This is a genomic window from Sphingopyxis sp. SCN 67-31 (genome assembly GCF_001725095.1).
The window spans coordinates 1-7,600 of record NZ_MEFH01000145.1 but is presented as its reverse complement, the minus strand read 5'-3'; the positions used below and the strand labels follow the sequence as shown (position 1 = coordinate 7,600).

Annotated in this window: 10 protein-coding genes; 6 read left to right on the top strand and 4 right to left on the bottom strand. The window is 65.8% G+C overall.

Annotated features, from left to right (window positions below):
• Window positions 1–639, top strand: a 639-nt coding sequence (locus tag ABS88_RS21865) for an AAA-type ATPase lid domain-containing protein (RefSeq protein ID WP_286750575.1), incomplete at its 5' end; no start/stop codon positions are given.
• A 4-nt stretch (window positions 640–643) separates the two neighbouring features.
• On the opposite strand, the gene ABS88_RS21860 is transcribed toward ABS88_RS21865, so the two are convergent.
• Window positions 644–1,159: a hypothetical protein gene (locus ABS88_RS21860; RefSeq protein ID WP_286750574.1), complete on the bottom strand. Its 516-nt coding sequence runs from the start codon at window positions 1,157–1,159 to the stop codon at window positions 644–646.
• Between the two features lie 226 nt (window positions 1,160–1,385).
• Between ABS88_RS21860 and rplU the strand changes: the two genes are divergently transcribed.
• From rplU to ABS88_RS21845, 3 genes are all read left to right on the top strand, one after another.
• Window positions 1,386–1,856, top strand: coding sequence for a 50S ribosomal protein L21 (gene rplU / locus ABS88_RS21855; protein ID WP_286750573.1), 471 nt, complete (start codon window positions 1,386–1,388; stop codon window positions 1,854–1,856).
• Window positions 1,857–1,903: 47 nt separating this feature from the next.
• Entirely contained in the window at window positions 1,904–2,173 is a 270-nt protein-coding gene (gene rpmA, locus ABS88_RS21850) for a 50S ribosomal protein L27 (RefSeq protein ID WP_003040665.1), read from the top strand.
• Between the two features lie 249 nt (window positions 2,174–2,422).
• Window positions 2,423–3,019 carry a GNAT family N-acetyltransferase gene (locus ABS88_RS21845; protein WP_286750576.1) on the top strand — a complete coding sequence of 199 codons (597 nt, stop codon included), beginning with the start codon at window positions 2,423–2,425 and terminating at the stop codon, window positions 3,017–3,019.
• Window positions 3,020–3,034: 15 nt separating this feature from the next.
• On the opposite strand, the gene ABS88_RS21840 is transcribed toward ABS88_RS21845, so the two are convergent.
• The gene (locus ABS88_RS21840) at window positions 3,035–3,517 is read right to left on the bottom strand and encodes a vgr related protein (RefSeq protein WP_286750572.1); all 483 of its coding nucleotides are present in this window, start codon (window positions 3,515–3,517) and stop codon (window positions 3,035–3,037) included.
• A gap of 6 nt (window positions 3,518–3,523) precedes the next feature.
• Window positions 3,524–4,075 (bottom strand): copper chaperone PCu(A)C, encoded by a 552-nt coding sequence (locus ABS88_RS21835; protein WP_286750571.1) that lies wholly within the window; start codon window positions 4,073–4,075, stop codon window positions 3,524–3,526.
• A gap of 163 nt (window positions 4,076–4,238) precedes the next feature.
• On the opposite strand from ABS88_RS21835, the gene dnaK reads away from it, so the two are divergent.
• Together dnaK and dnaJ are read left to right on the top strand one after the other, a co-directional pair.
• Entirely contained in the window at window positions 4,239–6,143 is a 1,905-nt protein-coding gene (dnaK, locus tag ABS88_RS21830) for a molecular chaperone DnaK (RefSeq protein ID WP_062900706.1), read from the top strand.
• Between the two features lie 59 nt (window positions 6,144–6,202).
• A complete protein-coding gene (gene dnaJ / locus ABS88_RS21825; protein WP_003040677.1) occupies window positions 6,203–7,339 on the top strand; it encodes a molecular chaperone DnaJ in 1,137 nt (378 codons plus the stop codon).
• 35 nt (window positions 7,340–7,374) lie between these two features.
• On the opposite strand, the gene ABS88_RS21820 is transcribed toward dnaJ, so the two are convergent.
• The coding region (locus ABS88_RS21820; RefSeq protein ID WP_286750570.1) for a DUF3376 domain-containing protein at window positions 7,375–7,600 on the bottom strand (226 nt) is incomplete at its 5' end.

Here is a 7,600-nt window from a genome sequence, read left to right as displayed (position 1 = left end):
CCGATCCGCGTCGACGTCCGCATCGTCGCCGCGACCAACGAGCATCTGCCCGCGCTGGTCGATGACAACCGCTTTCGCGCCGACCTGCTCGACCGGCTGTCGTTCGAGGTCATCACCCTGCCCCCGTTGCGCGCGCGCGAAGGCGATATCGAGGTGCTCGCCACCTATTTCGGACAGCGCATGGCCGCGGTGCTCGGCTGGGACGAATGGCCGGGCTTCGGCCCGCGCGCGCTCGCGGCGATGGAGGGCCACGACTGGCCGGGCAATGTCCGCGAACTCCGCAACGTCATCGAACGCGCCATCTATCGCTGGGCCGACCCGACGCGTCCGGTCGACGCGCTGAGCTTCGACCCCTTCGCCAGCCCGTGGCAGCCCGCAGTGCGCAAGACGCAGGCGAAGGCCGACGCGGCGCCCCCTGCCCCCGCCGCGCCCGGTGACGATAGCGCAATGGCAACTCCGGCCCCGCCCACCGGCGGCGCCGTCAGCGATCTGCGCGCGGCGGTCGATGCCTATGAACGGCAAATCCTGTCGGACACGATGGCGCGCTGCCGCTTCAACCAGAAGGTCGCCGCCGAAGCGCTGGGTCTGAGCTATGACCAGATCCGCCACGCGCTGAAGAAGCACGGGCTCAACAACTGAGCTATTATTGGCCCGGCAACTGCCGCTCGAGCGTGGTCAGAACATCGTCCTGCGCGGCCAGCATCGCCGCGAGCTTGTCGCGCAGCGCATAGATTTCGGGCAGCCCGTCGACCGATTCGGCGATGCTGCGTTCAAGATAGAGGCGGTCGATGTCGGCAAGCGCGTCGGTCAGCGGCGCGCGCGTCGCCTGAAGGCGCGAGATCGCCTGCTGCGCTACGACCCAGTTTTCGCTGGAAATCGCCGCGCCGCCCGCTGCGGTGACGGCGGCCTCGGTCGGCGTCCGTTCGCGGGCGAAGGCTTGCTGCGCGCCCACCGCGTCCGATTCCCAGCGCGCCAGCCGCCCGGCCAGATCGGTCGGCAGCGGCCCCGGCGGCGGCACGACGACCGACGGCGGCGCGACGTCGAACCGTCCCTCGACCGGACGTTTCGCCAGCGAAGGATAGTCGCCGCCCTGCGCAGCGGCGCAGGCCGACAGCGGGATTGCGGCCATCAGCGGCAGGATTGCAAGGATTGGCTTCATCGCCGTCCCTGATATGGGGGCAGACGCATCGCAGCAAGCCGAATCGGAGGAGCGGCGCCGCGCGCCCCGAACCGCCCCTTTCGCGATGAAAAGCGCGGAAATATGCGGTTGACAGCATCGCCGTTCGCCGCTAGTGGCGCTGACTTTCCCGCATGCCGGAAAAATCGGTCGCTTCGGCGGCTGACCGGGAGCGCGGGTGTTTTAGTTTCTGATTGGATGGAAGACCATGTTCGCAATCGTGCGCACGGGCGGCAAGCAGTATCGCGTCGCCGCTGGAGACAAGATCGCCGTCGAGAAGATCGAAGGCGCAGCCGGTGACACCGTGTCGCTTGGTGACGTTCTGCTGGCCGGTGACGGCGGCGAGGTGAAGGATGCGAAGGGTCTGACCGTTTCGGCCGAGATCATCGCCCAGACCCGCGGCGAAAAGGTCATCGTCTTCAAGAAGCGCCGCCGGCACAATTATCGCCGCCGCAACGGCCATCGTCAGTCGCTGACGCTGCTGCGCATCACCGCGATCGGCGAAGCCAAGAAGGCCGCTCCGAAGAAGGAAGCCGCGCCGAAGGCCGAAGAAGCCGCCGCTGCGCCCGCGCCCGAAAAGAAGGCTGCTGCGCCGAAGAAGGCCGCTGCGCCCAAGGCCGACGCTGCCGCCGAAAAGAAGCCCGCTGCCAAGAAGGCGGCCCCCAAGAAGGACGCCTGAGCGCGATCACGCGGCTCGGCTGAAGAACGAAACAAGGAGTTTAGGTCATGGCACATAAGAAAGCAGGCGGTTCGTCGCGCAACGGTCGCGACTCGCAGGCCAAGCGCCTTGGCGTGAAGAAGTTCGGCGGTCAGGAAGTGATCGGCGGCAACATCATCGTGCGCCAGCGCGGCACCAAAGTGTACCCGGGCGTCAACGTCGGCATCGGCAAGGACCACACGCTGTTCGCGACCGCGGACGGCCGCGTCCGATTCCACGATGGCAAGCTTGGCCGCAAATATGTGTCGGTCGACGCCATGGCGGAAGCCGCCGAATAAGGACGATCTTCCAGGGTCGTCCACCAAGGGACGACCCGGAACGGTCCTTTCCGCCCAGGCGGGAACAAAGTTCGAAAAGAGGGAGACGGGTCGCCCCGGTCTCCCTTTTTTCTTGCCCGGAATCCGGACCAACCCGGTCCCTTTGAATTTCCGGCGCGAAAACAGGGCCATCCATCTCCCTCGCATATCGACTGTCGTCAAAGCGTCACCATCTGGCGCCACGGCGACAGGCAAATGGGAGTGACGAAAATGTTTGCGCGTACCGAAAGACTGTTGCTGCGGCCCGGCTGGCTCGAAGATGCCCCCGCACTCGCCCGCGCGATCGGCGAGGAAGCGGTGGTGCGCAACCTGGCCCGCGCGCCCTGGCCCTATGGCATGGACGAGGCGCAGGACTTCCTTGGCCGTCCGGTCGACCCGGCGCAGCCCAGCTTCCTGATCTTCGCGCGCACCGGCGGCGCCCCGCGCCTCGTCGGCGGCTGCGGCATCGCGCCGAGCCCCGAAGGGCCACTCGAAATGGGCTATTGGATCGCCCGCCCCTATTGGGGCCTCGGCTTTGCGACCGAAGCCGGCCGCCAGCTCGTCCGGATCGCGCGCGCGATGAACCTGCCAAAGCTCGGCGCGGGTCATTTCATCGACAATCCGGCGTCGGGCGCGGTGCTCCGCAAGCTAGGATTCCGGCCGACGGGCAAAGTGACGCAGCGCTACAGCATCGCGCGAGGCGGCGAGGCGGCGTGTGCGCTGTTCGAAGAGGGCGAGGGTGACGGCAGCGATGTCGTCACCCCGATGCGCGGCCGTATCGACAGCGACGCCGATTTTCGCGAACAGTTCCGGCTGATCGCCGCCTGACGCGCGGCGCGGCGCCTATGCTGCTGCCCCGCCGTCCGCGAACGGCAGGATCGCGCGATACGCCTCCACCCCCGGCGCGCCGGCGATCGTCGCGCCCTGGGTAAGCAGCCAGTAATGGCGCACGATCTCCGCCTGCTGTTCGAGCCCGTAGCGCGCAAGCGGCCAGCCGGGCTTGAGGCTGTAGCCATAGCTCGCGAAAGGGTGGCGCATCAGCACCAGATACCAGCGCCCGCGCGTCTGCGCCTGCCACACATGCGTCAGTTCGTGGAGGAACAGGCCCTTCAGCGACCGCGACGCGGCGGCGAAATCGTCGCAGTATAAATCACCATGCGGGTGGAAATGCAGCGACCCCATCGGCGCCATCACGACGCGGCGCGGCTGGAAGAATATCCATTTGCGATGGCATATGCGCACGCGGTCATAGGCGATCGCATCGCCGAAGACCGACCGCGCCAGCGCAATTTCGCCCGCCGTCAGGGGCCGCGACGGCCGCGCCACGGGTGCTTACTTCTTCGCCGCGTCCGTGTTGGTCGCGCCATGGTCCATCGAGCCATGCTCCATCCCGGCCATCGCCCCCGCCGGCGCGTCGCCGCTGCCGTCGGCGCTCGCGCCCGGCGCCGGCTTGATCGGCAGGTCGAAGAGGATGCGGTCATTGTTATAGTTGGTGAAGACGAACTGCATCGGCAGCTTGCCGGCGCGCACCGCGGCGCCGTTGATGTGCCAGATCATCAGATGCTTGCCGCCGGGCTTGAATTCCAGCTCGCCCTTCGCGGGGACGGTCGCAGTGGTCAGCGGCTTCATCGTCACCACGCCATTTTCCTTGACGCTTTCGTGCATTTCGACGCGCTGCGCGAGGTCGGCGGTCACCGCGACCAGTTCGACATCCTGCGGACCGCCCTTGATCGTGAAATAGCCCGCGGCGGGGCTGTCGGGGGTCGCGCCCATCTGAATATAGCCGGCGACCACCGCGAGCTGCGGGTCGCTGCCGATTTTGCCGTTGCAGCCGGTCAGGGCGAGTGCGCTGGCTGCAAGGGCGGCGATGGCGAAAGGCTTCATGATGCGGGACTCCCGAAATGCGTCGATTTTCGATCCACAGTAAGCGGTCAAAACCCTTGTGCCAAGGATTAGCGCACCTATATCGCGCCCATCAAACCCGCAAGGGAACCCATGTGCGGCGTGCCTCTTTAGGGCGCCGGAAAATGATAAGGACGTTGAGACTATGGCCAAAGTGATCGGGATCGACCTCGGCACCACGAACAGCTGTGTCGCGGTGATGGAAGGCGGCAAGCCCAAGGTTATCGAAAATGTGGAAGGCACGCGGACGACCCCGTCGATCGTCGCCTTCGCCAAGGATGGCGAGCGCCTGATCGGCCAGCCGGCAAAGCGCCAGGCCGTCACCAATCCCGAAAACACCATTTTTGCGGTGAAGCGCCTGATCGGCCGCCGCTTTGACGACCCCATGACCAAGAAGGACATGGAACTCGTCCCCTATACCATCGTCAAGGGCGCCAACGGCGACGCGTGGGTCAAGGCGGGCGGCGAAGATTATTCGCCGTCGCAGATCAGCGCCTTCATCCTTCAGAAGATGAAGGAAACCGCCGAAGCCTATCTGGGCGAAAAGGTCGAGCAGGCGGTGATCACCGTTCCGGCTTACTTCAACGACGCGCAGCGCCAGGCGACCAAGGACGCCGGCAAGATCGCCGGCCTCGAAGTGCTGCGTATCATCAACGAGCCGACCGCGGCCGCGCTCGCCTATGGTCTCGACAAGAGCGAGAACAAGACCATCGCGGTCTATGACCTTGGCGGCGGCACCTTCGACATCTCGGTGCTCGAAGTGGGCGACGGCGTGTTCGAGGTGAAGTCGACCAACGGCGACACCTTCCTGGGCGGCGAGGATTTCGACAGCAAGATCGTCGAATATCTGGCCGACGGCTTCAAGAAGGACGAAGGCATCGACCTGCGCGGCGACAAGCTGGCGCTTCAGCGGCTGAAGGAAGCCGCCGAAAAGGCGAAGATCGAACTGTCGTCGGCTGCGACGACCGAGGTCAACCTGCCCTTCATCACCGCCGACGCCAACGGGCCGAAGCACCTCGTCAAGACGATCACCCGCTCCGACCTGGAAAAGCTGGTCGAAGAGCTGATCAAGCGCACCCTTGAACCGTGCAAGAAGGCGATCAAGGACGCCGGCGTTTCGGCAAGCCAGATCGACGAAGTCGTGCTGGTTGGCGGCATGACCCGCATGCCGCGCGTGCGCGAAGTCGTGAAGGATTTCTTCGGCAAGGAACCGCACACCGGCGTCAACCCCGATGAAGTCGTCGCCATCGGCGCCGCGATCCAGGCGGGCGTGCTGCAGGGCGACGTCAAGGACGTGCTGCTGCTCGACGTGACCCCGCTGAGCCTCGGCATCGAGACGCTGGGCGGCGTGTTCACGCGCATGATCGACCGCAACACGACGATCCCGACCAAGAAGAGCCAGGTCTATTCGACCGCCGACGACAATCAGTCGGCGGTGACGATCCGCGTGTTCCAGGGCGAGCGCGAAATGGCCGCCGACAACAAGATGCTCGGCCAGTTCGACCTGGTCGGCATCCCGCCGGCGCCGCGCGGCGTGCCGCAGATCGAGGTGACCTTCGACATCGACGCCAACGGTATCGTCAACGTCAGCGCGAAGGACAAGGGCACCGGCAAGGAACAGCAGATCAAGATCCAGGCTTCGGGCGGCCTTTCGGATGCCGACATCGACCAGATGGTCAAGGACGCCGAACAGTTCGCCGAAGAGGACAAGAAGCGCCGTGAGGCAGCCGAGGCGAAGAACAACGCCGAAAGCCTGATCCACACGACCGAGCGCCAGATCGCCGAACATGGCGACAAGATCGACGCCGGGCTGAAGTCGGAAATCGAAGCGGCGATCGCCGAAGCCAAGACGGCCGTCGAAGGCGGCGACAGCGCTGCGATGACCGAAAAGGCGCAGGCGCTGGCGCAGGTCGCGATGAAGCTGGGCCAGGCGATCTACGAAAAGGAACAGCAGGCCGCGGCATCGCCCGCCGCCGATGCTGACGAGAAGAAGGCCGACGACGATGTCGTCGATGCCGAATTCTCCGAAGTCGAAGACGACAAGAAGTAAGCATGAAACTCTCCCCGTCGCGCTTCCCGGCGCGGCGGGGCAGAGGGGGCCGATAGACCATGTCGCTCGACATCGATTATTACGAACTGCTCGAATGCGAGCGCGGCGCCGACGACGCGACGCTGAAAGCCAGCTACCGCAAGCTCGCCATGAAATATCACCCCGACAAGAATCCGGGGTGCGGCGACAGCGAAGCGCGGTTCAAGGCCATCAACGAAGCCTATGATTGCCTGAAAGATCCGCAAAAGCGCGCAGCCTACGACCGCTTCGGCAAGGCGGCGTTCCAGAATGGCGGCGGCCCGGGCGGCGGCTTCGGTGGCGGCGCCGAATTCGGCGACATCGGCGATATTTTCGAATCGATCTTCGGGTCGGCTTTCGGCGGCGGCCGGCAGCAGCAGCGCGGCCCCGCGCGCGGCGCCGACCTGCGCTACGACATGGAAATCCGGCTCGAAGACGCCTTTGCCGGCTGCAGCCGCGAGATTCAGGTCGATGTCGCGGCGCGCTGCGACGCCTGCGACGGATCGGGCGCGAAGCCCGGCACCGCGACGCACCGCTGCACCACCTGCAACGGCCACGGCAAGGTCCGCGCGCAGCAGGGCTTTTTCATGGTCGAGCGCACCTGCCCGCACTGCCAGGGATCGGGCGAGGTCATCACCGACCCGTGCGGCACCTGTCACGGCGAAGGCCGTGTCGACCGGCGCAAGACGCTGACCGTCGAAATCCCGCCCGGCGTCGATGAAGGCACGCGCATCCGCCTGCAGGGCGAAGGCGAAAGCGGCGCGCGCGGCGCGGCGGCTGGCGACCTCTACATCTTCCTCCACATGGCGCGGCACAAGCTGTTCGAACGCGAAGGCACGACGCTGTTCACGCGCGCGCCGATCAGCTTCACCACCGCCGCGCTCGGCGGCTGCATCACCATCCCCGGCCTCGACGGGCGCAAGCATGACATCAGCATTCCCGCGGGCATCCAGTCGGGCAAGCAGCTTCGTCAGCGCGGCGCCGGGATGCCCGTGCTCAACGGTCGCGGCCACGGGGACCTGGTGGTTCAGATCGACGTCGAAACGCCGACGCGGCTGAATGCCAAGCAGAAGGAATTGCTCCAGGCGTTCCGCGAAACCGAAACCGGCGAAGAATGCCCGGCAAGTCAGGGCTTTTTCGGACGGCTCAAGGAAATGTGGGACGATCTGACGGATTGAACCGTCGCCGGGTCAGTATCCTAAAGATCGCCAAATCATTCAATCTCGCCCCGCAATTCGGCAATCAGCGCCGCGACCTTGGGTAAGCGCGATTCCTCTTCATCGAGGATCGCGTGGAAGGCCCGGCGCTTGAGCGCCGCCAGCTCGTCGGCGCGCAGCGCACCCTCGCCGCCGACGCTCGACGCGACGATGTCGATCAGCCGGTCGGCACCGTGGAGCCGTCCCCACAGATAGTCATTCTCGCGATAGGCGCGGCTGAAG